General features: G+C 40.1%; 22 protein-coding genes. 9 read left to right on the top strand and 13 right to left on the bottom strand.

Annotated elements, in window-relative coordinates:
- Positions 1–58 precede the first annotated feature (58 nt).
- The 7 genes from D2A30_07055 to D2A30_07085 form a co-directional block, all read right to left on the bottom strand.
- Positions 59–688, bottom strand: coding sequence for a uracil phosphoribosyltransferase (locus D2A30_07055; protein ULL21345.1), 630 nt, complete (start codon positions 686–688; stop codon positions 59–61).
- Between the two features lie 79 nt (positions 689–767).
- Positions 768–2384, bottom strand: a complete 1617-nt coding sequence (locus D2A30_07060; protein ULL21346.1) for an alpha-glucosidase — start codon at positions 2382–2384, stop codon at positions 768–770.
- Between the two features lie 71 nt (positions 2385–2455).
- Positions 2456–3904: a sucrose phosphorylase gene (gene gtfA / locus D2A30_07065; protein ULL21347.1), complete on the bottom strand. Its 1449-nt coding sequence runs from the start codon at positions 3902–3904 to the stop codon at positions 2456–2458.
- Positions 3905–3972: 68 nt separating this feature from the next.
- Entirely contained in the window at positions 3973–4803 is an 831-nt protein-coding gene (locus D2A30_07070; GenBank protein ULL21348.1) for a carbohydrate ABC transporter permease, read from the bottom strand.
- 10 nt (positions 4804–4813) lie between these two features.
- The gene (locus tag D2A30_07075) at positions 4814–5689 is read right to left on the bottom strand and encodes a sugar ABC transporter permease (GenBank protein ID ULL21349.1); all 876 of its coding nucleotides are present in this window, start codon (positions 5687–5689) and stop codon (positions 4814–4816) included.
- Between the two features lie 131 nt (positions 5690–5820).
- Entirely contained in the window at positions 5821–7056 is a 1236-nt protein-coding gene (locus tag D2A30_07080; protein ID ULL21350.1) for an extracellular solute-binding protein, read from the bottom strand.
- Positions 7057–7068: 12 nt separating this feature from the next.
- Positions 7069–9243 carry an alpha-galactosidase gene (locus tag D2A30_07085; GenBank protein ID ULL21351.1) on the bottom strand — a complete coding sequence of 725 codons (2175 nt, stop codon included), beginning with the start codon at positions 9241–9243 and terminating at the stop codon, positions 7069–7071.
- Between the two features lie 104 nt (positions 9244–9347).
- Between D2A30_07085 and D2A30_07090 the strand changes: the two genes are divergently transcribed.
- Positions 9348–10187 carry an AraC family transcriptional regulator gene (locus tag D2A30_07090; GenBank protein ULL21352.1) on the top strand — a complete coding sequence of 280 codons (840 nt, stop codon included), beginning with the start codon at positions 9348–9350 and terminating at the stop codon, positions 10185–10187.
- Between the two features lie 31 nt (positions 10188–10218).
- Here the strand turns inward: D2A30_07090 and D2A30_07095 are convergent, their stop codons facing one another.
- Both D2A30_07095 and D2A30_07100 read right to left on the bottom strand, forming a co-directional pair.
- Positions 10219–11379, bottom strand: coding sequence for a pyridoxal phosphate-dependent aminotransferase (locus D2A30_07095; protein ULL21353.1), 1161 nt, complete (start codon positions 11377–11379; stop codon positions 10219–10221).
- A 1-nt stretch (position 11380) separates the two neighbouring features.
- On the bottom strand, positions 11381–12472 hold the full coding sequence (locus tag D2A30_07100; GenBank protein ID ULL21354.1) for a cystathionine gamma-synthase: 1092 nt from the start codon (positions 12470–12472) through the stop codon (positions 11381–11383).
- Positions 12473–13026: 554 nt separating this feature from the next.
- On the opposite strand from D2A30_07100, the gene murE reads away from it, so the two are divergent.
- The 5 genes from murE (at position 13027) to D2A30_07125 (ending at position 18548) form a co-directional block, all read left to right on the top strand.
- Positions 13027–14457: a UDP-N-acetylmuramoyl-L-alanyl-D-glutamate--L-lysine ligase gene (gene murE, locus D2A30_07105; GenBank protein ID ULL21355.1), complete on the top strand. Its 1431-nt coding sequence runs from the start codon at positions 13027–13029 to the stop codon at positions 14455–14457.
- 319 nt (positions 14458–14776) lie between these two features.
- Entirely contained in the window at positions 14777–15577 is an 801-nt protein-coding gene (locus D2A30_07110; protein ID ULL21356.1) for an ABC transporter ATP-binding protein, read from the top strand.
- Positions 15574–16503 carry a ferrichrome ABC transporter substrate-binding protein gene (locus D2A30_07115; GenBank protein ULL21357.1) on the top strand — a complete coding sequence of 310 codons (930 nt, stop codon included), beginning with the start codon at positions 15574–15576 and terminating at the stop codon, positions 16501–16503. Before D2A30_07110 ends, D2A30_07115 begins: the two co-directional genes overlap by 4 nt.
- Positions 16504–16515: 12 nt before the next feature.
- Complete coding sequence (locus D2A30_07120) at positions 16516–17550, top strand: iron ABC transporter permease (protein ID ULL21358.1); 1035 nt, start codon at positions 16516–16518, stop codon at positions 17548–17550.
- On the top strand, positions 17547–18548 hold the full coding sequence (locus D2A30_07125) for an iron ABC transporter permease (protein ULL21359.1): 1002 nt from the start codon (positions 17547–17549) through the stop codon (positions 18546–18548). Before D2A30_07120 ends, D2A30_07125 begins: the two co-directional genes overlap by 4 nt.
- Before the next feature lie 18 nt (positions 18549–18566).
- Here D2A30_07125 and D2A30_07130 read toward each other — a convergent pair whose 3' ends face one another.
- A complete protein-coding gene (locus D2A30_07130) occupies positions 18567–19046 on the bottom strand; it encodes a glutathione peroxidase (protein ID ULL21360.1) in 480 nt (159 codons plus the stop codon).
- Positions 19047–19048: 2 nt separating this feature from the next.
- Complete coding sequence (locus D2A30_07135; protein ID ULL21361.1) at positions 19049–19777, bottom strand: 16S rRNA pseudouridine(516) synthase; 729 nt, start codon at positions 19775–19777, stop codon at positions 19049–19051.
- A gap of 137 nt (positions 19778–19914) precedes the next feature.
- On the opposite strand from D2A30_07135, the gene D2A30_07140 reads away from it, so the two are divergent.
- Positions 19915–20871, top strand: coding sequence for a glutathione S-transferase family protein (locus D2A30_07140; GenBank protein ULL21362.1), 957 nt, complete (start codon positions 19915–19917; stop codon positions 20869–20871).
- A 367-nt stretch (positions 20872–21238) separates the two neighbouring features.
- On the opposite strand, the gene D2A30_07145 is transcribed toward D2A30_07140, so the two are convergent.
- Positions 21239–21943, bottom strand: a complete 705-nt coding sequence (locus D2A30_07145; GenBank protein ULL21363.1) for a glucosamine-6-phosphate deaminase — start codon at positions 21941–21943, stop codon at positions 21239–21241.
- 309 nt (positions 21944–22252) lie between these two features.
- Between D2A30_07145 and queA the strand changes: the two genes are divergently transcribed.
- Both queA and D2A30_07155 read left to right on the top strand, forming a co-directional pair.
- Positions 22253–23281, top strand: a complete 1029-nt coding sequence (gene queA, locus D2A30_07150; GenBank protein ULL21364.1) for a tRNA preQ1(34) S-adenosylmethionine ribosyltransferase-isomerase QueA — start codon at positions 22253–22255, stop codon at positions 23279–23281.
- A 24-nt stretch (positions 23282–23305) separates the two neighbouring features.
- Positions 23306–23779 carry an arginine repressor gene (locus D2A30_07155; protein ULL21365.1) on the top strand — a complete coding sequence of 158 codons (474 nt, stop codon included), beginning with the start codon at positions 23306–23308 and terminating at the stop codon, positions 23777–23779.
- 46 nt (positions 23780–23825) lie between these two features.
- On the opposite strand, the gene D2A30_07160 is transcribed toward D2A30_07155, so the two are convergent.
- Positions 23826–25046, bottom strand: coding sequence for an MFS transporter (locus D2A30_07160; protein ID ULL21366.1), 1221 nt, complete (start codon positions 25044–25046; stop codon positions 23826–23828).
- Between the last annotated feature and the right edge of the window lie 37 nt (positions 25047–25083).

Genomic DNA, 25083 nt, shown 5'->3' on the forward strand with positions numbered 1-25083 from the left:
AAAAACACGATTTAAAACCAGAAAAAAAGAAATCAGCTTAACTGATTTCTAACGGAGATTATTTAGTACCGAAAAGGCGATCACCAGCATCTCCAAGACCTGGAACGATATAGCCTTTATCATTGAGTTTTTCATCCAAGGCTGCTGTAAAGATATCGATATCTGGATGTGCATCTTGAAGTGCTTTCACACCTTCTGGAGCGGATACCAAGGCAACAAATTTAATATTTGAAGCTCCACGTTTTTTCAAGGAATCCACTGCAAGAATTGCTGAACCACCAGTTGCTAACATTGGGTCTACTACCAAGATATGGCGTTGATCAATATCTTCTGGTAATTTCACAAGGTATTCAACTGGTTGTAAGGTTTCTTCATCGCGGTACATACCAATATGACCAACTTTAGCTGCCGGAACCAAGCTAAGCAAACCATCGACCATACCAATACCAGCACGAAGAATTGGCACAATAGCTAATTTCTTACCTGCAATTTGTTTTTGAACTGTTTTTGTAATCGGTGTTTCAATTTCCACATCTTCAAGTGGCAAGTCACGCAATACTTCGTAGCCCATTAACATGGCAATTTCATTGACCAACTCACGGAAATCTTTTGTAGAAGTTGTTGTTCTACGGAGGATAGACAATTTATGCTGAATGAGTGGGTGTGAAATGACTTGGAATTTACCCATGATGATGAAACCTCTCTTTTTTGTTTTTTCTATTTTACCAAAAATTCATGAAAAAAGCTCGTGAATGTTGAAAATTATCTTATTTTTTGAGAACGATTGCCTCATACGGTCTCAATAATTGTCCAGCCAAAAATGCATCTTCTTCGTAATTATGCATAAACAGGGAATATCCCTCGCTCGATACTTCGAAGGCTTGCTCATCACTTGTGAAATTCACCAGAATGATGAAATCATCCTGTTCATCATATTTACGGTAGGCCATTACCGAGCTATTTCCAGTCTCCATCACTTCATATTTTCCTTCGGACATACAAGGATACTCTTTCCGAAGAGCGATTAATTTTTGATAGGTATAGAAAAGCGATTGTTTGTCTGCAAGTGCTTTTTCAACGTTGATGTCTTTGACAGTATCTCCAAAAGCCAGCCAGGCTTGACCTGTACTGAAGCCTGCTCCTTCTGCTCCTGTCCATTGCATTGGACGGCGAGCATTATCACGACCTTTGGCATTTATAGAAGTAATCAATTCCTCCTTGGTAAAGCCATTTTCAATCCGTTCCGCATACATGCGACGTGTTTCAATATCATCAGCCTGGTTAATATCTGTAATTGGCGTATTAATCATACCGATTTCCTCACCTTGGTAGATATAAGGAGTCCCTGACATAAAATGAAGATAAATAGCCAACATTTTACCACTTAGCTCACGAAATGCAGGTCGATCATCACCGAAGCGAGAAATGGCACGAGGTAAATCATGATTATTCCAGAAAAGTGAGTTCCAGCCTTTACCAACCAGTTCAGTCTGCCATTTGGATAGAACGTTATGCAAACGAGCTGGATCAAGCGGTGCCAAATCCCACTTTTCTTTCCCTTCCTGCTGATCAAGTCCTACATGTTCAAATTGGAAAATCATCGAAAATTCTTTTCGATCAGGATGTGAATATAACTGAGCATTTTCTGGATCGGCACTCCATGTCTCCCCAACAGTCACTAAGTCGTAAGCACCAAAGGTTTTCTCATTTAATTCCTGAATAAGAGGATGGAGAGTCGGTCCGTCGGCTGTAATTAATTTTTCCGGTTCTTTTCCAATCAAATCAATCACATCTAGCCTGAAACCGCCAACACCTTTTTCAATCCAAAAATTGATCATATCCCAGATTTCTTGTTTCAGAGCAGGATTTTTCCAGTTCAAATCCGGTTGCTTAACAGAGAATTGGTGGAGATAGTATTTGTTCAGATGTGGAACGTATTCCCAAGCAGAGCCAGAGAAGGTCGAGCGTAATTCATTCGGTTCATCAGCCCAAACATAATAGTCATAGTAGGGATTATCTGGTCCTTTGAGGGCTTCTTGAAACCAGAAATGTTCATCCGAGGTATGATTGAGCACCAAATCCATGATTATTTTGATATTGCGCTTATGGCCTTCTGCAATCAGCTCTTCCATATCTTCCATGGTCCCAAATTCTGGAGCAATTCCTTGGTAGTCACTGATGTCGTAACCATTGTCATCCATGGGGGACTGATAAACAGGACTGAGCCAAATAGCATCAATTCCAAGCTCGTGAAGATAATCTAATCTGCTGATAATCCCTCGAATATCCCCTACTCCATCTCCATTTGAATCTTGAAAACTACGAGGGTAAATTTGGTAAATGACGGACTTCTTCCACCAATCTGTTTTTTGTATTTCTGACATGTATTGAACCTTTCTGTACAATCTAATTTACGCAAGAAAAAGGGGAATTCCCCTCTTTCTATATAATCATATTATAACTCAATTGTAGTAATTTTGTCCTCTTCTATTTCAACAATTTCAAAGGATTTTTCTTTTAGATTTGCTGTTAGGCGAGCAGATACCCCTGCATCTTGATTATTCCAGAAAATTTCCATACTTGTTTCATCCAACATCTTAACAGAGAACTCTCCGTCGAAAGCTGGACTTGTATTACGGAATTTTAAGAGTTTAAACAAGGATTGTACCACAGGACGTTGCACTTGCTGCTCGATTTCATCCAAATCATAGTAATGGCGATTGATATTGCGACCTTCCTTACTTGATTCTAAAAGTTCAATATCATTTTCGCCTGCAAGTAAACCAACATAGTAAATCTGTGGAATACCTGGTGCAAAACATTGTAGAACACGCGCTAATAGGTAAGCTTGATCGTTATTGCCAAGGGCAGAATAATAAGTACAGTTAATCTGATAAATATCCAAATTATTATAGGCTTCTGTACTATAAATTTTCTTCACATTGGCACCTTGTGCATACAAGGCTTCACGCGTTTCCTCTATCTCCTCATCCGTCAGCAAATCTTTAACGTCCACAACACCTATTCCATCATGTGTATCAAGAGTTGTAAATTGCTTGCGAGGGCAAATCTCCATCCAGTGAATCAGGCGATTGACATGACCAGAATACAAAGCGTGGAGAACCAGCATTGGCAAGGCAAAATCATAAACATAATAATCCTGTTCCGCAATTTTCTGCTGAATGGTGTAGTGTTCATGAATTTCTGGCAAGATTTCTACATCTTTCGGTGCCAATAACTGACGTGGAAAATGGAGCATTTCCCAAATATCAGGCTCCACAAAGAAACAGTTGGTTCCTATTTTTTTATTAGCATAAGCAAAGGCGTCCAAACGAATGATCGAAGCACCATGTTCTGCCAACTGTTCCAGATTTTCTTGGATGAACTGGCGTGTTGTCTCAGTAGTCACATCCAAGTCAATCTGTTGCTCATCAAAGGTACACCATACCTTCTCCTCGCTACCATCAGCAAATGTTGCAATTCGATATGGAGCACGAGGTTTACGCTTATAGATTAAATCAACATCTTCTTGTGTTGGTTCTCCATTTGGCCAAAAGTTTTTATAGCGAATAAACAAATCCGCATAAGCTGATTCATCTTTCTTTTCAAGAAAATCAAGGAAATAAGGAGATTTTGCAGAAATATGATTGATCATAAAATCGAACATCAGATAATAGTCCTTGCTCAATGCTTCAATATCTGACCAATCTCCAAATGCAGGATCTACCTTTGTATAATCCATTGGCGCAAAACCACGGTCACCTGATGATGGGAAAAACGGCAGAATATGGATACCTCCCACAACATCCTTTAATGGCCCCTCAAGAACATTTTTCAAATCCTTGAGATTCTTTCCTAAACTATCCGAATAAGTAATCAACATAGCTTGATTTTTAATTTTCATAGATTTTCTCCTCGTAAGCCTTTTCTTTTTTCATTGTTAGAAAAGGTTGAACAAGTCAACCTTTAGATTTATTTGACAGAACCACTCGTCATACCTGAAATAATATGTTTTTGGAAGATTAGGTAGACAAGTAGGATTGGGATAATTCCTACAACATAGGAAGCAAATGATGGACCGTAGTCACTAAAGTACATTCCTTTGTAATTATACTGGAACAAGGGCAGAGTCCACATAGCTTGATCTCTGTTTAATACTAGGAGTGGCAAAAGGAAGTCATTCCACACCCACAATGCATTGATGATCAATACCGTAGCATGCATCGGTTTCATCAGAGGGAAAATAATTTTCCAATACATGGTAAACTTATCACAGCCATCAATAGCTGCCGCCTCATCCATTTCTTCAGGAACAATGGTCTTAATATAGCCGACGTAGAGGAAGAGGGCCTGAGGAACTGCATAGGTCAAATATAGAATAATCAAACCGACAACATTGTTCAAACCAAGGCTTGACATTAATTTGGTCATTGGGAGCATAATCACTTGGAAAGGTACAAAAATCCCAATAATCAAGAAAAAGTAGATAAAGTTAAATACTGTCTGGCGTTTCATTTGACGGGCTACAGCGAAAGCTGCCATTGGAATAACCAATAAAATGAGGGCAATTGATACAATTGTAATAATAGCTGAGTTGCTAAAATATTGAACAATTCCATCATTAAACAGGCGTTCATAGTTGCTCAATGTAAACTCTTGTGGCAAACCAAAGAAATTTCCTGTAATTTCCTTTGTTGGTTTAAAAGAACTGATAATGGTCACCAATAGTGGAATAAACATGAACAATATCCCACTAAAGAGAACTAAGTAAACCCACCAATTTTTCTGTTTGTGCTTGTTCATATTTATTCTCCTATACTTCAAATTTCTTAGAAATCTTCATCTGAATCAACGAAATCACAATGATAAAGATAAAGAGGACCACCGCTAAAGCATTCGCATACGAAAACTTATTATCAACAAAGGCATAGTTATAGACTAATAAACCAAGTGATTCTGTCTTGCCATCTGGACCACCACTTGTCAGGGCAAAGATAAGGTCGAAAGCGGTCAAACCTGATTTCATCGCCAAGATAAAGACCATACTAATGGAAGGTAGTAAAAATGGAAGTTCAATATTAAAGAATTGCTGAGACCGTGTTGCCCCGTCAATCGCTGCTGCTTCTTTGACATCTACTGGTATACTTTGTAAACCAGACAAGAAGATGATGACCGGCATAGCTAATCCTTGCCACAAAGCAACAAATAAGACAGAAGGAATAACAGTTTTCTCATTCACTAACAAGTTTTCCTTCAACCAATCAATATTTAAGACTTCACCAATTTGGGTAAAACCATAGTTAAAGAGCTGAACAAAAATCAAACCCAAAGTAACAGTTGACAAGACAGCTGGGAAGAAATACCAGGTTCTAAAGAAACCAACTGCTTTAATCTTACGATTGAGCAGGGTGGCCAACCAAATCCCAATCACTATCTCACCAATGACCAAACCAATGGTGAAGATAATCGTGAAGGTCATTGATGTGTAAAAATCAGGATTTTTTAAAATATCCAGATAATTGTGAAAACCAATGAGGTCAAAATCAGAGGTTAATCCATTCCAGTCTGTTAGACTATAGTAAATCCCTGTAAACAGCGGATAGAAGAAAAAGATTAACTGTAGACCGATTGGTATGGCAACAAATAGATAGGGCCAATATTTAGCAATAAATCCTTTTTGATTCATCATGGTACTCCTTTTTGATAAAGTTATAGTTACTTAGTCTCAGTTCAAGGAATCCCATAGGGTTACTAAAACTGACACTAGGCAACTATAAGGAGGCCAGGCTGCAACTAGCCTCTGCTTATAGTTTTTCTGAATTATTTTTTCATTGGGTCAAAGAATGCATTCAGTTTTTTCACTAATTCTGCTGAATTTGGATTTTTAACCATTTCAGCTGTGATATTCCAAAACTCTTCTTCTGATTCCCATTCAGATTGCAACCAAACTACGTGTTTGTCAGTGAAGGCATATTGTGTAACTCCAGCAGTTTCTTCAAACTTGCCTTCAGTGTCTACTCCTTCAACTGAAGTTGGTGAGCCATCTACATCATAGTATTTTTGCATCACTTCTGGACGTGAGAGGTATTCTAAGAATTTTTTAGATTCTTCTGGGTGCTCTGTATCAGCAGAAATTGAAAGAGCAAGGTCTGCTGCACCGATGGTATAGTCGCCACCTTCTTTATCACCAGGGAAGGCAAACATACCATATTCAAATTCAGGTTCTTGTTGGTTAACAGCTGTAGCTGCCCATGTACCTTGTGGAAGCATGAGAGCATCTCCTGCCGCAAAAGCTGCCACTGCATCTGCATAGAGCGCGCCTGTTGCACCTTTTTGACCATTATCTGTCAACAGTTCCAAGCGTTCTAAGACAGCTTTTGTTGTAGCGTCATCTTGAATTGCTCCCTTTGCACTGCGGATCAGAATATCTTCAGCGCCATCAAATCCACCTGCAACAGTTACCCAAGCTAACTGATGGTAGCCATTCAATGACCAAGCATCGTTCAATGAAAGAGCAAACGGTGCTACACTGCCTTCAGCCTTGATTTTGTCTACCAAAGCCACTAATTCTGCATAGGTAGTTGGAACTTCAAGACCCAATTCTTTGAACTTATCTTTATTATAGTAAATACCATAGGCATTAGCTGTCAAAGGAAGGGTGTAATTTTTTTCGTTAACAAGATAAGGCGTTACAGCACCATCTTTTAGATGACTGAGACCTGCATCATCACCAATTTCTAAGAAACGACCATCCGCTGCGTATGCTTTGAAGTCCGCATTTTGTGGATAAATATTGATGACATCTGGCGCTTCGTTATTTGCCATACGGGTTTTCAGAACAGTTCCTGCATCTGGTACATTTGAAAATTTAACATCAATCGTAGGATTTTCTTTTTCAAAATCATCAATCATTTCCTGCAGAGTCGCTTGCATTTCAGGTTTTTGTGAGAAATATTCAATTTCTACCTTATCGCTACTACTTGCATTCCCACAAGCAACCAAGAAGCTAGCAAAAGCACACACTGACGCACATTTTAAAAATGTTTTCATTTTCATTATAAAATCCTCCTAGATTTTGTTAAAAATATATTGTACACTAAAATAATCTTGTTGAACATGTGGCATTATGAGACCAATGTTCATCAATTCATCTCCGTAGAATGTTTCTCCTAATTGAGGGCATTCATACAAGGCATCTGGGTCTAGCCCCTTCAACCGAACATGAAGCAAAGGCGCTTCTGGCTTGGCAAGAATTTTTATAAATGTAAAGACCGCTTGATTCTTATCTTGACTAACATAATTGGCAGCCCAGGTATTGGTCGTCTTTTTCAGACGGTAGAGCTGACCGAATTGTATAGTTTCACGAATGGAGTGATAGGTTTCGATTTGCTGACTGATTTCATCCAATTCCTTTTCCGAAAGTTTCGTTAAATCCAACTCGTAACCAAATGCTCCTCCCATCATAGCCACATTGCCTCGTGTAGCAAGAGGTGTGATCCGACCAACCTGATGGTTCGGAACGGCAGAAACGTGTGCGCCAATTGAGGAAGGGGGATAAATCAAACTAGTACCTTCTTGAATAGATAAGCGCTCAATCGCATCTGTATCATCACTTGCCCAAGCTTGCGGCATGTAATACATGATTCCCAAATCATTACGACCTCCACCGCCTGCACAGGATTCGAAAAGAATATCTGGGAACCGCTTGGTAAGGTGGTCTAATACACGGTACAGACCTAGCATGTAACGATGGTGGAACTCAAAACACTGGTCATTTGCTAAACCTTCAGGGATATTGGTGATATTACGGTTCATATCCCATTTTACATAAGTAATGTTGGCTGATTCTAATATCGAAGAGACGTTATCTATGATATAGTCACAGACTTCCTGTTTGGTCAAATCCAAAACTAATTGTTCTCGGCTGTAGATTGGTAAGCGTCCTTCTATGTGAATTGCCCAATCAGGATGCTCACGATAAAGATCGCTATCAATAGAAATCATCTCTGGTTCAAACCACAGTCCGAATTTCATGCCAAGCTCATTTATTCGCTCTGCTAAACCATTCAAACCATTTGGCAACTTATCCAAATTGACTTTCCAATCGCCCAATGAACTTTCATCATTGTTTCGTTTACCAAACCAACCATCATCCAGAACAAACAATTCAATACCAGCTCGACTTGCAACCTGAGCTAACTGTAAAATCTTTTCTTCTGTAAATTCAAAATAGGTCGCTTCCCAGTTGTTGATTAAAACAGGTCTTGGTTTGTTTACAAACGATGATCGAATGAGGTGTTTTGTAATAAAGTGATGACTATATTGTGTCATGCCAGTAAATCCTTTATCAGTATATGATAAGAGAACTTCTGGGGTTTGAAACCGGTCATCCTTATCCAATTGCCATGAGAAATAGTGACTTTCCAATCCTAGTCCCAAACGACAGGTTTCCATGGCTGTCGTTTCGACAAAGGCTGAAAAATTGCCACTATAGACAAGGTGAGCTGCATATACATCGCCCTTGTCCTCACCTGCATCGGGTGAGGCAAGTGCTAAGAAAGGTGTTCTTGAGTGACTTGAGGCACCTCGAATGCTACCAATCGAATACTGACCTTTTGTCAGTGGAGTCTGTGTCCACTCTTTTTCATAAGCATAACGTCCAGTCAAGCTGTGAACAATGAAATCTTGATGTGGAAAATCAACCGTTGCAGATAAGGCCTTCTCTAGTTTACATGGATATTTGCCAGTTTGAATTGTAGCTGACCGTGCGAGATAGGAAGCTTCTTCAAAAACAGAATACTGAAGTGTTACAGTAACATCTGTCAACTGATCATAAAGATCAATTTCAAGACTCTCTACTTCTTCTTGATTTCCAAAACTTGCTGGTAAACCATTTAACTCTTTTTTTCCTTTATAGGTTCTATACGATTTAAATTTTAAATCTAGGGTCGTTCCAAATTCATTTCGAACATCTAATGCAGTAGTCCTAAAATCTCCCAGACCACTGCTAGAGTATTCGAGAGGGAGGACATCCAACGAAAATGTCCTGTCTCCAGTAATTGGACTAGGAGAAAACGCTCGATCTAAATATGTTATTTTGTTTCCATCACTAAATTTTTCGATTTTTTTCCCAAAATAACGATGAACCAAATCACCAGTTTTTAATACTTGAATGATATAAGAGAATTCTCTTGTTTTCAGGTGAAAAATCTGTTTTATTTCATGAATCTCAATCACATTCATCTCCCTCATTTCTTCTTTATGGTCTTATTGTACAAAATGTAAACGCTTTATTTAATAACCTTTTGTATTTAAAACATGTTATAATGTTTCCTAGGAGGATTGAAATGAATATTCTAAATATCTATAATGAATTGGATAGTCATAATTTTGACCTAAATGTAGACCATTACGGTGCCGAACAATGTGACAAGGGCTATTCCTTCGGTCCTACTATCCGTGATAATTTTGTCCTGCATTTTATTACAAAAGGAAAAGGGAAAATTCTTGTTGACGGAAAAACAATTTATCTATCAGCAGGTGATTTGTTTATTCTGCCAAAGGATGTTTCCATTTTCTATCAAGCTGACGATATAGATCCGTGGACCTATTTATGGGTTGGTTTTAGTGGTTCACGAGCAAAAGACCTACTGAATCAAAGTCAACTGCTAGAAAACTACTATCTCCACTCCAGTCTAGCGTCCCCAATTCTAGACTATATGCATCAGATTAACCATGTTCAGATGCATCCCATCCCCTCTATCACTGAACTAGTCTTAATTGGCTACCTCAATCAACTCTTGGCTACGCTCATCGAGGAATTTCCAAGTGAAACACTGATGAAACACGAAACACAAACCAAATATTATGTTCAGCAGGCCATCAAAATGATACATAGCCACTATGCGCATCCAATTAAGGTCTCTGAAATAGCGGACTATTTGGCCTTGAGCCGAAGTTATCTCTATAAGATTTTTAAGCAGGAAACAGGCTATTCTATCAAAGATTATATTTTACAAGTAAAAATGAATCGTTCTTGTCAACTCTTAGAAGATGCTTCTAGGAGTATCACTGAAATCTCCTATTCTGTCGGCTACCAAGATCCTCTCACCTTCAGCGCGGCCTTTAAAAATTATTTTCATATGAGCCCGACAGAATTTCGAAAAACACAAAAAAATAAGGATTAGGTGATTTTACTCCACCTAGTCCTTATTTCTTTTATCCAAAAACGTTTCTAAGTCGTTGACAGGCCTCTTCAATGACATCAAATGGGGCTGCCGCATTTAGACGCGCATGATGTTTGCCCTCTTTACCAAAGCTTAAACCATCGTTCAACATCAATTTTGCCTGATGTTGCAACAATTCGAACAATTGGTCATGTCCCAGCTGATAGTCAGAAAAATCAAGCCAGATAAGGTAGGTTCCCTGGGGCTTCATGACCTTGATCCGAGTATGGGAAGTCAAATACTCTTCAACATAGTCAATATTTTTTTCTAAAACATTTTTTAACTCTGTCAACCACTCATCTCCATAAGTGAAGGCGGCTTCTGTGGTTAACAAACCAATTGTTGGAACTTCATGCTGATTATTTGCCAATTGACGCTTAGCAAAAGTCTTGCGAATGCTTGGATTCTCAATAATAGCAAAGCTATTTTTCGTTCCAGCAATGTTAAATGTTTTAGTTGCAGATGATAAGATAATTGAAAAATCTTTGAAATTTTCATCTACCGTATTAAAGGTATCATGTTTGTGACCATATAAAGCCAAATCTTGATGAATTTCATCTGATACAAGAACGACGCCATGTTTCTGACAGAGACGTCCAATAGCTAAGAGTTCTTCCTTGCTCCAAACCCTACCACCTGGATTGTGTGGATTACAGAAAATATAGAGTTTCACTTGATTCTCTACAATGTCCTTTTCAAGCTGGTCAAAATCAATCCTAAAAACACCATCCACTTCTACAAGTGAATTGGTAACAAGCAGGCGATTGTTTAATTTGACAGTCCGTGCAAAGGGTGGGTAGACTGGCGTGTTAATTAGGACTGCATCCCCTTCTTCTGTCAAAGATTGAATAGCCACAGTTAAGGCAGGGACAACACCTTCGATGAGCAGGATGGACTCTCTTTCAATCTTGTAGCCATGCTGTCTACCTTCCCAGTCAATAATAGACTGATAAAGACTGTCGCTAGCATAGGGATAACCAAAAATGTGATGATCTGCATAGTCACGGATCACTTGGCGAATTTCTGGAAGTGGCTCAAAGTCCATATCCGCAATCCATAAAGGTAGGAGTTCCGGATCAGCTTCCACTTTTTTCCATTTTTCAGCATGGTGCGTTAAGCGATTTGGTTTACTAGTAAAATCATATCTGGTCATCTTATCCCTCCAAGGCTACTTCCAAGTCGGCAATCAAATCATCCACATCCTCAATACCGATAGACAAGCGAAGCAGATCATCTGTCAAACCGTAAGAATGACGGGTTTCCACTGGAATGTCTGCGTGAGTCTGTGTGGCTGGATAAGTAATCAAACTTTCTACCCCACCCAAGCTTTCCGCAAATGTAAAGATTTTCAAGGTATTTAGAATGTGTGGAATCTTACTCTCATCAACCACCTTCAATGAAATCATTCCACCTTTACCTGTGTAATATACTTGCTTGACTGCAGGACTCTTCTTCAAAAAGGCGACAATTTTCTGAGCATTTTGAGTCGCCCGCTCCATTCGAAGCGAAAGAGTTTTCAAACCACGCATGAGTAAATAAGAATCCAGTGGTGAAAGAGTTGGACCAGTTGTGTTTTGATCATAGAAAAGCTTATCATATAAGTCCTGATCATTGGTCATTAAAGCACCAGCCAAGACATCATTATGACCTGACAAATATTTTGTCGCCGAATGTAGAACGACATCCGCACCCAATTCAAGAGGATTTTGATAAATAGGGCTATAAAAAGTGTTATCGACAATCACCTTGGCACCTTTGGCATGGGCGATAGCCGAAACCTTAGCGATGTCAAACTCCACCATCAAGGGATTAGTTGGAGTTTCCAAATAAACATAGTCCGTCTGGTCTGTGATTGCTGCAATCAGCTCCACTTCACTATTCGCATAGGTAAACTGAAATCTGCCTAGACTTTCCTGCTCGTTGAACCAGCGGAATGAGCCACCGTACAAATCACGCGCCGCAACTACTTGGCTTCCAACAGGGAAACCATTAAAAAGCAAGACAAGCGCAGCCATGCCTGAACTCGTCGCAAGGGCATGATCTGCTTTTTCAATCGCTGCCAAGGTCGCTTCCAAACCGGCGCGTGTCGGGTTCTTGGTCCTCGTATAGTCAAAACCGGTCGAGTGACCAAACTCAGGGTGCTGATAAGTGGTCGAAAGGTGAATAGGAGAAATCAAGGCACCTGTTTTCTCATCATTGTTAATACCTGCATGGGCTAAAATCGTATCAATTTTATAATCTGTCATAACGAAAACTCCAATCTAACTTATTAAATAGTCTAGCATGAATAGTCTACTTTTGTTAAAAAAATATCCAAAATGACTGATATAATTTTTTTAACAAATGGTATAAGTAAAAACTATGACAACCTATTTATCATTGCTTTTTGGATATAAATAATTTACAATAATAGTAAGTTTAGACTATCAGAAGCAGGTTTTACAATGTTTAAGTCATTCAATCAACAGTATTACAGTATAATAGAAACTTTTATTTTTATCATGCACCTGTTTGGTCAATTGTGACAGTAAAGCAATTTGACCGTAGTCCAATCGGTGTGCTATTCCTCCTATTACTACCAATTCAATATTATAATGCTTTTTTCCGCCCCAACTATAATCTCGTTAAAAATTGGCAATTAGCTATCTGGATCATTTTTTCAACCATTATGGGTTGTTTCTTTATTTTTATTTAGGAAACGAATGAATCCGCAATCACTAGCAAAAGCATATTCCTAATTGTTAGATGAGTTGTCTTCCCCACACTTGTCAAATTCCTTTCATAAGTTTACAATAGAAGCATGATAACATTTGACCGTATAATTAAAATTTTAAAGACAGATGCAAATTTTCGTTCGATTACAAGGAATGAGCCTACAGATATTGAATTCGACGCTTTGAGTTATGACAGTCGAACCGTAAGTCCAACAACCCTTTTCTTCGCCAAGGGCTTAGCCTTTAAAAAGGAATTTTTAGAAAAAGCAATTGAAAACGGCTTGGCCTACTATGTATCAGAAATAGACTACGAAGTCAGCATTCCAGCCATTCTTGTTAAAGACATCAAACAAGCCATGAGTCTGATTGCAATGGAATTTCACGGTAACCCACAGAACCAACTCAAACTCCTGGCATTCACAGGCACCAAAGGCAAAACAACCGCAGCTTATTTTGCTTATAATATTCTCAAACAGAGTTATAAACCTGCCATGCTGTCAACTATGAATACAACACTGGATGGGGAGACATTTTTCAAATCAACACTGACCACCCCTGAAAGTCTGGACCTCTTTGCCATGATGGCGGAGGCAGTCAAAAATGGTATGACTCACCTTGTAATGGAAGTCTCTAGCCAAGCCTATCTTGTCAAGCGTGTTTATGGCCTTACTTTTGACGTAGGCGTCTTCCTCAACATTAGTCCTGACCATATCGGTCCCATTGAGCATCCGACATTTGAAGACTATTTCTACCATAAGCGTCTTTTGATGGACAATAGCAGAGCAGTTATTGTCAACGCTGGAATGGATCATTTTGAAGTCGTGAGAGACCAAGTGATCTTCAAAGACCATGACTTCTATGGTCCGTCTTCTGAGAATGAAATTACCCAGTCAGCAGGATTCGACTTCACAGCGACTGGGAAATTAGCTGGGCACTACGCTATTCAGCTCATTGGTCATTTCAATCAAGAGAATGCCATCGCTGCTGGACTAGCTTGTCTTCGCTTAGGTGCAAGCCTAGAAGATATTCAAACTGGGATTGCCCAGACCAATGTCCCTGGTCGCATGGAAGTCCTGACCCAGCAAAACGGGGCTAAAGTCTTCGTTGACTACGCTCACAATGGCGATAGCGTAAAAAAACTGCTTGATGTTGTCCTCACACATCAATCAGGAAAGGTCATCCTGATTTTAGGCGCCCCAGGTAATAAGGGAGAAAGTCGCCGTAAAGACTTCGGACTTCTACTTAATGACTATCCACAGGTTGATGTTCTTCTAACAGCTGATGATCCCAATCATGAAGACCCAGCTACTATTGCTGAGCAAATTCGTTCATATATGACCCGTCCGAGCACCTTTATCTTGGATCGTGAAGAAGCTATTCGCATCGCGATGAGGCAAACAACTTCATCGCAAGATGCTGTTATTATAGCCGGTAAAGGGGCCGATGCCTACCAGATTGTGAACGGTAAAAAAACAACTTATGATGGTGATTTAGAAATCGCCAAAAAATACTTATAGTTTCCACCCTTGTCGTTCGTTGCCGACAAGGGTTTTTTATAACGATTTTTATTAAATTAAAATTTTCAGAAAACTCTTTGTTTTGAAGACTTTTTTTGATATAATACAAGTCATACCGTTTTTTTAACGCGCAATATCTGTCATTTGAATGAGCTTTGAAAGATTGTCACTCTAGTCTTGCCTTACTCTACGAAAGTGACTTGTTTCTCAAGTCTTATTTCCAACCTAGAACAGCCTTTAGGCTGTTCTAGCTACCTGGACATCCGTTACTTGTCTGACAGCTTATTCACTCGACTATACAATCGGAAAGGAGAAATATGTGTCTTCCATTCAAGCAGAAAACATCCAAGTGGCATATGATGATCGAGTGATCATAGAAAAACTATCCACCAGAATTCCCAGTGGAAAAATAACCACTATTATTGGCGCCAACGGTTGTGGAAAGTCCACTTTACTCAAGGCGTTGACTCGGATACTTCCACTTCAAGAAGGAGCTATCTATTTAGATGGTCAAGCTATTGCCCAATTACCAACTAAAGAAGTTGCAAAAAAACTTGCCCTACTTCCTCAGGTATTGGAAGCGACAGAAGGGATTTCTGTCTATGAATTGGTCTCTTATGGGCGCTACCCCCATCAAAATGGACTCGGCTATCTCACCGATCAGGATAGGGAGAAGATCAACTGGGCTCTAGAAGCGACCCAAACCGCTCCTTTCGCCAGGTTTCCAGTTGATGATTTATCTGGTGGACAGAGACAACGAGTTTGGATTGCCATGGCTCTTGCCCAAGATACCGATACCATTTTCTTAGATGAGCCAACGACCTATCTTGACCTCAATCATCAATTGGAAGTTTTAGAGCTCTTGAAAGACCTCAACCTGAGCCAACAGAAAACCATTGTGATGGTTCTCCATGATGTTAATTTATCCGCTCGTTTTTCAGACCACATGATTGCCATGAAAGAGGGAAATATTCGCTACAATGGATCCGTGTCCAGTATCATGACTACTGAGATACTGAGTGATATTTTCAACATCAAACCTCAATTAATACAGGCTCCTGGTCAAGAGTATCCTATTTTGCTAACTTACGATTTAAAAAATAATAAGGAGAAAAAATGAAAAAGTTTTTAGCTATTTTTAGTTTATTTGTTGGGCTGGTTTTCTTAACAGCTTGTTCTACCTCTTCCTCTTCAACAGACGTAGAATTGTCTAGCATGCCTGAAATTGAAGGCATTACCTACTATGGAGATATTCCAAAAAATCCTAAGAAAGTTGTTAACTTTGCCTATTCTTACACTGGCTATCTCCTGCAATTGGGGATCAAGGTTTCCAGTTATAGTCTGGATCTAGAAAAAGACAGCCCTGCATTTGGTGACCAATTAAAAGACCTACCATTATTAACAACAGCAGATACAGAAGCTATCGCTGCTCAAAATCCAGACCTTATCCTTGTTTTTGCTGGTGATGACAACATAGAAACACTAAAAGAAATCGCGCCAGTTATTGAAATCACCTATGGAAAGAGTGATTACCTGAAAATGCTGACGGATGTGGGACAAATTTTCGGAAAAGAAAAAGAGGCTCAAGCTTGGCTTGACCAGTGGGATAAAAAAGTTGCCGCAGCCAAGGAAGAACTCAGTGGAGTTGTAGATACAAGTGCGACATTTACAGTAATGGACTTCTTTGATAAAAATATCTTCCTCTACGGAAACAACTTTGGCCGTGGTGGTGAATTGGTTTACAGAGCGCTTGGTTTCGCTGCTCCTGCTAAAGTCCAAGAAGATGTCATCAATAAAGATGGCTGGTTTGGCATTTCGCAAGAAGCCCTACCAGACTATGTTGGTGACTACCTCCTGGTCAATGTCAATGAAACAACCAAAGACGCCGCATCATCGCTAAAAGAAAGCGACATTTGGAAAAATTTACCAGCTGTGAAAAATGAGCATATCCTTGAAGTAGATTATAACCTCTTCTACTTCTCAGATCCTATGTCACTTGATTTGCAAATAGACGCCTTTGTCTCTGCATTAAAAGAGATTCAGTAAAAGGAATGAACTATGAATAGAGTAATACGTTCTCATTCTTCAAGGAGAGGAGCTGGATATCTAGTCCAGCCTCTTCTTATTTTTTTCATCATTAGCCTGCTTTTCGTAATAGGTGCCTATTTGAGTTTACGATTTGGTGCTATTTCTTACAGTCATCAGCAACTCGTAGAAACACTACGCCATCCGATGACAGATTCACCTGTACAGGATGTTGTCATTGATTTACGATTGCCTCGAATGGTGGCTGCCATCTTGGTTGGAGCTGCTATGGCACAAGCAGGAGCGATGATGCAGGGAATAACGCGAAATGCAATCGCAGATCCTGGCTTATTAGGAATCAATGCTGGAGCAGGCCTCGCCCTCATCCTCGGCTATGCCATTTTTGGTAGCTTGCATTACAGTCAAATTTTAGTGATCTGTTTACTAGGCTCTTGCCTAGCAGCTGGTCTAGTCTTCGGTCTGTCTTATCAAGTGCAAAAAGGCTATAATCAACTCCGTTTGATTTTGTCGGGTGCAATGGTAGCCAGCTTATTTTCCGCAATAGGGCAGGCCATTACCATCTATTTCGATCTATCAACAGCTGTCATCGGTTGGCAAGCAGGGGGCTTAGTACAGGTCAATTGGAAAATGTTAACTATTATTGGTCCACTTATCATTGTTGGCCTCATCCTTGCCCAACTCTTTTCACATCAGCTGACCATCCTGAGTCTTAACGAGACTGTTGCTAAAAATCTTGGGCAACGAACCGCACTAATGACCATGGTATTGTTGGGTATCGTCCTTTTGCTCTCAGCTGCTGCAGTGGCACTGGTGGGTTCCCTCTCATTTGTTGGGCTCATCATTCCACATTTTATCCGCATGTTTACAGGAAAAAATTACAAAATGCTCTTACCTTTAACAGCTTTTGCTGGAGCAAGTTTCCTGATCTGGGTAGACTTGGTTTGTCGTTCAATCAACCCACCTGCTGAAACACCTATTAGTGCAGTAATCAGTATCATCGGCTTACCTTGTTTCCTATGGTTGATTCGAAAGGAGAAACACCTTTGATAAGACGTCATAACTATCTTAAGATTTTTTCATTCCTCTTCATCCTCCTTTCTGCTGGTTTTCTCATCTCCTTATCCATTGGATACGCCAACTCATCCTTTTCAGATGTGATGGATGTCGTCAGAGGACGAGCTAGCTCCTCAACTCTCCTTATCATTGGTAGAATTCGTTTACCGAGAATATTTGCCTCAATGATTGGAGGGGCTTCTCTGGCTTTAGCTGGACTCTTGTTGCAAACATTAACTCGAAATCCTCTGGCTGATTCTGGCATATTGGGAATTAATGCTGGGGCTGGTCTTGTTGTAGCACTCTTTGTTGGCCTTTCTTCAAAGATTAGTCCTGACTTAATGAATACTCTGCCACTTTTTGCTATGTTGGGTGGTGGACTAACCATTTTTATCGTTTACTGGATTGCTCGCAAGAAACTATATGGTATCCATCCAACCCGCTTGATTATCACTGGAGTCGGTATCTCGAGCATGTTATCTGGCATCATGGTCAGCCTAATAAGTCGCTTGGATGATTTCAAAATGGAATACATCGTCCAGTGGCTCAGCGGTCGAGTAAATGGTGGAGATTGGAAGACTATCGCCATCTATACGCCACTTCTTCTCATCGTTTGGCTAGCAACATATAGTCGCTGTCGTTCCCTCAATATTATGAATCTCAATGACCAGACAGCCATGGCTTTGGGACTCCACTTACAACGCGAAAGACGGATCGTCTTGATATTGGCTACTGCTCTTGCTTCCCTCAGTGTCATTTTGGTGGGAAATATTACTTTTGTTGGCCTCATTGCTGGTCACATTGTTCGCAAGTGGTTGGGAAATGATCATCGAATCATCATACCTGCTAGCATGATTGTCGGGAGTCTCATACTTCTCATTGCTGATACAATTGGCCGTGTACTACTTGTTGGAACAGGCATTCCAACTGGTATTATCGTTTCCCTTATCGGTGCACCCTATTTTCTTTGGTTACTAAAACAAGAAGGCTAGATGAATCCAGCCTTCTTGTTATTTTTCTAGGTAAAGTTCAATATCCTCTTTCAGTTTTAATGGACTAGTCGTTGGTAAATACCGTTTGACCACGCGCCCTTGTCTATCGACCAAAAACTTTGTAAAATTCCACTCAATTCGACCGCCAAGTAAGGTAGATTTTTCTTTCTTGAGATAGCGATATAGTGGACTGGTTTCAGCTCCATTTACAGCAATTTTTGCAAAACGAGGAAAAGTTGTACCATAATTCAAACTGCAGGTCTGATTGATTTCTTCATCAGAACCAGGAGCCTGATTTAAAAATTGATTACATGGAAAGTCTAGCACGACAAAACCTTGGTCTTTATAAGTATCATATAACTCTTGTAATTCTTCATATTGAGGTGCCAACCCACAACCTGGCGCCGTATTGACTACTAAAAGAACCTGACCCTGAAAATCTTGCATGGACTGGTCTGTCCCATCTTGTTTTCGAACTGTAATATCGTAAATGTTCATTCTCATTTCCTCCATTCATCAAAATAAGTTAACAAATGTTCCAATTCATTCGGAGTGAGTTGTCTGTATGCACCTCGTTCCAAATCCCCCAGCTCAAAACCACCAAAGGAAATCCGCTTAAGATAAGTGACCTTAACACCATAGGCTAAAAACATCTTCTTAACCTGGTGAAATTTGCCTTCAGCCAGCTTGATGATCGCTCTGCTATGGTCCAAAGAAGCTTCCAATATCGTCAATTCCGCTGGCTGACACCGTGTTCCGTCCAAAAATGCAATGCCTGATGCAAAGAATTCTGGCGCATCATCTGCTAAAAAGCCATTTACCTCAACCTGATAAATCTTGTCCACATGATGGCTGGGATGGAGCATCCGGTAGCCGAGCGGACCATTATTGGAGATAAGGACCAGTCCTTCCGTATCACGGTCTAAACGACCAACGGGATAGAGCCCCTCCCTACTATCTTGTGGAGTAATCAAGTCGATGACAGTTTGATGGTCTTTATCCCTCACAGCTGAAACGACTCCTGCTGGTTTGTGAAGTAAATAATAGGCAGCGCCTTCTAATACAACTTTTTTACCCGAGACTTGGATCGTTTGCAACTCTGGGTCAACAATCTGGCTTAGGCTTTGAGCGGGTTGACCATCAATGACAATCTGTTGGGACTTAAATATTTTTTTCACCTGCTTGCGGGAGCCAATCCGAGCCGCCTCCATACACTTGTCCAATCTCATGAGACTATTTTACCATAAATCATTTTGCTTGACTCTTTTTAAAAAAGCTTTATAATACTAGTTAGTGATATATTTTTTTACAAAGGAAATCCTCTTTTAATAGGCGGATTTCCTGCTTTTGCATTCAGGAGGATGTTATGGGACTTTTAGTTGAAGGAAAATGGGTAGACCAATGGTATGATACCAAATCAACAGGCGGGAAGTTTGTTCGTACAGTGACACAATTCCGTAATTGGATTACGCCTGATGGACAGGCAGGTCCTACAGGACATGGGGGTTTTAAAGCTGAATCAGGACGCTATCACCTCTACATCTCTCTTGCCTGCCCTTGGGCCAGTCGGACATTGATCATGCGAAAATTGAAAGGCTTGGAAAATCACATTTCCATTTCTATCGTCCACCCCCTCATGTTGGAAAATGGTTGGACCTTCTCTGACGGACCTGGTGTCATTAAGGACTCCCTTTTTAACAGTGACTATCTCTATCAAGTTTACCTGAAAGCTGATCCAAATTATTCTGGTCGTGTGACTGTTCCAGTTCTTTGGGATAAGCAAACAAACACGATTGTCAATAACGAGTCCGCTGAAATCATGCGCATGTTCAACACTGCTTTCAATAACATTACAGGCAACTATGATGACTACTATCCAGAACACCTGCAATCTGAAATCGATGCCATGAATGACTTTGTCTATCCAAATATTAACAATGGGGTGTATAAGGCAGGTTTTTCAACCAATCAAGCTGTCTACGAAAAAGAGGTAACAAAGCTCTTTGCTGCATTGGATAAATTAGAAGAACAGTTGGCAAATCAGCAATTTCTAGTAGGAAACCAATTAACCGAAGCAGATATTCGTCTCTTCACGACCTTGGTTCGTTTTGATGCTGTCTATTTTGGGCACTTCAAATGTAATATAAAGGCCTTAGTCGACTATCCAAACCTATGGGATTATACAAAACGTCTCTACAATCATGCTGGAATTGCTAAAACTGTGGATTTCGACCATATCAAGCAGCATTATTATGGTAGTCATAAAACCATAAACCCAACTGGAATTGTGCCAGTCGGACCAGACTTGGATTGGGCAATCTAAAACAAGGAACAAGTACATAATACTAAGAATGCTTAAATGTTCAGGAAAAAAAGCATTTGAAGACACCCACGATGGCCACCTATGGGTGTTTTTTTGCTTGCTTCAGGCAAGCAATCTATAATCCTGTCGCGTTGTTTATTTGAGTACATTTAAATGAACCTAATGATATTCTCACATTCGGCTACGCATACTTTACTGCTACTCGTACCTCGTTTCCTTGTCTGAAAGCTGGTGCCTTTGACAATACAAAGCAAAGAAATAATAATTATTAAATAGCATCCATTCCTATTCTGATGATGGGGAGAAAATCAAAAGACCACAACAGGCATTTCTATCGGATAGAACGACCCCTTGTGGTATTTTTCTGTTATCCTAATTTACTCGCAGCTGCTTGATCAATAATCAACACTACATCGTTATGTTTTTGGAGGATACTTGCTGGAACTTCTTCCGTAACTTCTCCTTCTACCATAGCTTTAATCGCATCTGCCTTTTCTTTCCCATAAGCCATAAGGACAATGGTCTTGGCTGCCATAATATTGGCAATCCCCATTGAAATGGCTTGTTTTGGAACATCTTCTGAATGAGCAAAGAAACGAGCATTGGCTTCAATGGTTGATGGTGCCAAATCAACCACACGAGTAACAGCATCAAATGACGCTCCTGGTTCATTAAAACCGATATGACCGTTGCGGCCAATTCCTAAAATTTGGAAATCTACCGGATGGTCTGCCAAAATCTGGTTGTAACGGGCAATTTCCTCGGTCAAGTCGTTTGCCAAGCCATTTGGTAAAAATGATTGTTTGAATGGTTTAGCATTGAAAAGATTCTCTTTCATAAAGTGAACATAAGACTGGTCACTATCTTCACCCAATCCCACGTACTCATCCAGATTGACAGAAGTCACATCAGAAAAGTCCAAATTTGATTCGCGAAGGACCGAATAAAATTCCAACGGGCTAGAACCAGTAGCTAAACCAAGCACTTTTGCACCATTTGCCAACTTTTCTCTCAACAAATCTACAGCTAGTACCGCACCATCAGCTTGATTGTTTACAACATGAATTTTCATATGATTCACCTCATACCTATTTCTTAAGTATATTATATGGTATATACCAATTTTTGTCAATTGATATATACCAATTTCCTCATCGATCCACACCACGTTTGATTGAAATTATGATATAATGGAGGAATGATATTAGAATTATTGATCTTATTTTTTACAGGAATTGCTCTCTGCCTCCTTGGTTATCTGATCCCTCACCCCAAAAGTCTAAGAGTGATAATGATGCTACTGGGAGTACTATTAATGGTTCTACCAATAGCACTTTTGATCTATCTAATCACCATCGCCTTTTAGAAACAAGGAGAGTCTATGAATACTGCAGATTTTGATTTTGATTTACCAGAAGAACTGATTGCCCAAGTACCGCTTGAGAAGCGTGACAGCTCAAAACTTCTCATTCTCGACCGCGAGAAGCACAGCGTGGTTGATAGCCATTTTGACCATATTATTGACCAGCTTCACCCAGGTGATGCCCTTGTGATGAACAACACGCGCGTTCTGCCTGCCCGCCTCTACGGCTACAAGCCCGAAACAAACGGACATGTAGAACTTTTACTTTTGAAAAATACCCAAGGTGATCAGTGGGAGGTTCTTGCAAAACCAGCGAAGCGCTTGAAAGTCGGTACGACAGTTGCCTTTGGAGATGGCCGTTTGACAGCTACTATTGTAGAGGAATTGGAACACGGAGGCCGAATCGTTGAATTCACTTACGATGGAATCTTCTTAGAAGTCTTAGAAAGCCTCGGTGAAATGCCACTCCCTCCATATATTCATGAAAAATTGGAAGACCGCGAGCGGTACCAAACTGTTTATGCCAAAGAAAATGGTTCTGCCGCAGCTCCAACTGCCGGCCTCCATTTTACCCAGGAACTACTTGAAAAAATTGAAGCCAAAGGTGTGAAATTAGTCTATCTGACACTTCATGTTGGTCTTGGAACCTTCCGCCCAGTCTCTGTCGAAAACGTTGATGAGCATGAGATGCACTCAGAATTTTACAACCTAACCTCTGAAGCCGCTCAAACCCTCAATCAAGTCAAAGAAAATGGTGGACGTATCGTTGCAGTTGGAACCACTTCTATTCGCACGCTGGAAACCATTGGAAACAAATTTGATGGGCGTTTAGAAGCAGATTCTGGTTGGACAAATATTTTCATCAAACCAGGCTATACCTTCCGAATTGTCGATGCCTTTTCGACCAATTTTCATCTTCCAAAATCCACTTTGGTCATGCTTGTTTCAGCTTTTGCAGGTAGAGAATTTACATTAGAAGCTTATAAACATGCTGTTGAAGAACGTTACCGCTTTTTTAGCTTTGGAGATGCCATGTTTATCCAATAAAACTTTTTAATTGAGGACACCCCCATGAATAAGATTGAAAGTCGCCATAAATTAATCCTTTCCTTAATAAAAGAAAAAAAACTTCACACACAACAAGAACTGCAAGAATTGCTGGAATTAAACGGTGTCACCGTTACCCAATCAACCTTGTCTCGTGATATCAAATTATTAAATTTAGTAAAGGTCAATGAAGATGCCTCCTCTTATTACATGGTCAACCCGATTGTACCAACCCGTTGGGAAAAACGCCTCCGTCTGTATATGGAAGATGCTCTCATTATGCTCAAACCAGTACAGCACCAAGTTGTATTAAAAACACTTCCAGGACTGGCCAGCACCATCGGCTCAATTCTTGATGCCATGGAAATTCCTGAGATTGTCGCGACGCTTTGTGGAGACAATGTCTGTCTCATTATTTGTCAGGATAATCAGGCAGCTCAAACTTGTTATGACTACCTGACCCAATTTACCCCACCTTTCTTTTTATCAAAGGAATAAGAAAAAAATATCCTAGGTTACATGATTGCCTAGGATATTTTGTTTTTTATCGAAATTGATTGTATGCTTCTTTCTTTAAATTCCTGATGGAGAGCATCGCTGCAAAGCTAATTAGATACAGGCTTGAGAGAAAAATCATGACAACAGCTGTGCTGGATACATCTAAAATCATCCCAATGATGACAGAAGAAAATCCGCCAATGGCACGTCCAACATTTAAGATCACATTATTGGCTGTTGAGCGAATATGATGCGGATAGAGCCGTGTTATCATAGCTCCGTAACCAGCAAACATTCCGTTTACAAAGAAACCAACAATCATACCGCCCAAGATCATCGTTATTTGTGAATTTGCAAACTGGAATAAGAATACACAAACTGCTGACGACAGTAAAAAGGCGCTGTAAACAGGACGAGGGCCAAATTTGTCAAGAATTTGTCCGAATACTAACATTCCTATGCACATCCCTAAAATGGTGGTCACCATCCACAGTGATGAATCTTTCACGCTAATCTTTAAACTAGTTTGAATAATAGTCGGTAACCAGTTCATCATCCCAAAATAACCAGCAATCTGCACAGTTGTCATCACCATTAGAGCCAGCGTTTGTCTAGCGAGATCAGGTGTCTTGAAGAGTTGACCTACATGGGCAACTTCAGTATCTACTGGATCCTCTCCCTCAGTATGGTCCTTAATGTTTTCATCATCAATTGCAAATTGCATCCAAAGGACCAACAAGAGTGGTGCTAATCCAAAGAGAAATAACCCTTTCCAACCCAATGTTGGTGCTAACCAACCTGCTAGTAGGGCCGATGTGATGGAACCAACTTGACCAGCAATCCCATTTAGCGAAGAAATCCGTCCCATTTTTTCCTTGGGTACAATACTTGCCATGATGGCTATCGCTACCCCATATTCACCACCAACACCTATACCAGCAATAAAGCGCATGATATAAAGATAAGGCAAGCTGGTTGTGAAATATATGAGTCCAGTTGCAATAGCAAAGATTACAATGGTCCACTTAAAGATTTTAAACTTATTATAACGGTCAGCTAGGACACCAAAGACTAGTCCTCCTAGAAGCATTCCTAAATTCGTAATGGTGGCTATCCATCCTGCTTGAGCACTCGAAATAGAAAGCTCTTTGATAATACTGGCCATGGAAAACGAGAGGAACATGACATTTAAATCATCCGTTCCGGAGGCAACAATGGCAGAAGCAAGGGCACGTCGATTATTTTTATCGAGTGAAAGATGTAACATAAGAATCTCCTTTTAATGACAGCTCTCTGGATGTCTT

The sequence above is a fragment of the Streptococcus suis genome (genome assembly GCA_022354845.1).
GTDB lineage: Bacteria > Bacillota > Bacilli > Lactobacillales > Streptococcaceae > Streptococcus > Streptococcus suis_AA.

Coding starts and splice junctions, on each gene's coding strand:
- murE (ULL21355.1), top strand. CDS start 13,027: ATGATAACATTTGACCGTATAATTAAAATTTTAAAGACAGATGCAAAT.
- D2A30_07075 (ULL21349.1), bottom strand. CDS start 5,689: ATGATGAATCAAAAAGGATTTATTGCTAAATATTGGCCCTATCTATTT.
- D2A30_07055 (ULL21345.1), bottom strand. CDS start 688: ATGGGTAAATTCCAAGTCATTTCACACCCACTCATTCAGCATAAATTG.
- D2A30_07090 (ULL21352.1), top strand. CDS start 9,348: ATGAATATTCTAAATATCTATAATGAATTGGATAGTCATAATTTTGAC.
- D2A30_07145 (ULL21363.1), bottom strand. CDS start 21,943: ATGAAAATTCATGTTGTAAACAATCAAGCTGATGGTGCGGTACTAGCT.
- D2A30_07140 (ULL21362.1), top strand. CDS start 19,915: ATGGGACTTTTAGTTGAAGGAAAATGGGTAGACCAATGGTATGATACC.
- D2A30_07160 (ULL21366.1), bottom strand. CDS start 25,046: ATGTTACATCTTTCACTCGATAAAAATAATCGACGTGCCCTTGCTTCT.
- D2A30_07080 (ULL21350.1), bottom strand. CDS start 7,056: ATGAAAATGAAAACATTTTTAAAATGTGCGTCAGTGTGTGCTTTTGCT.
- D2A30_07060 (ULL21346.1), bottom strand. CDS start 2,384: ATGTCAGAAATACAAAAAACAGATTGGTGGAAGAAGTCCGTCATTTAC.
- D2A30_07135 (ULL21361.1), bottom strand. CDS start 19,777: ATGAGATTGGACAAGTGTATGGAGGCGGCTCGGATTGGCTCCCGCAAG.
- D2A30_07155 (ULL21365.1), top strand. CDS start 23,306: ATGAATAAGATTGAAAGTCGCCATAAATTAATCCTTTCCTTAATAAAA.
- D2A30_07130 (ULL21360.1), bottom strand. CDS start 19,046: ATGAACATTTACGATATTACAGTTCGAAAACAAGATGGGACAGACCAG.
- queA (ULL21364.1), top strand. CDS start 22,253: ATGAATACTGCAGATTTTGATTTTGATTTACCAGAAGAACTGATTGCC.
- D2A30_07115 (ULL21357.1), top strand. CDS start 15,574: ATGAAAAAGTTTTTAGCTATTTTTAGTTTATTTGTTGGGCTGGTTTTC.
- D2A30_07100 (ULL21354.1), bottom strand. CDS start 12,472: ATGACAGATTATAAAATTGATACGATTTTAGCCCATGCAGGTATTAAC.
- D2A30_07070 (ULL21348.1), bottom strand. CDS start 4,803: ATGAACAAGCACAAACAGAAAAATTGGTGGGTTTACTTAGTTCTCTTT.
- D2A30_07095 (ULL21353.1), bottom strand. CDS start 11,379: ATGACCAGATATGATTTTACTAGTAAACCAAATCGCTTAACGCACCAT.
- D2A30_07120 (ULL21358.1), top strand. CDS start 16,516: ATGAATAGAGTAATACGTTCTCATTCTTCAAGGAGAGGAGCTGGATAT.
- gtfA (ULL21347.1), bottom strand. CDS start 3,904: ATGAAAATTAAAAATCAAGCTATGTTGATTACTTATTCGGATAGTTTA.
- D2A30_07085 (ULL21351.1), bottom strand. CDS start 9,243: ATGAATGTGATTGAGATTCATGAAATAAAACAGATTTTTCACCTGAAA.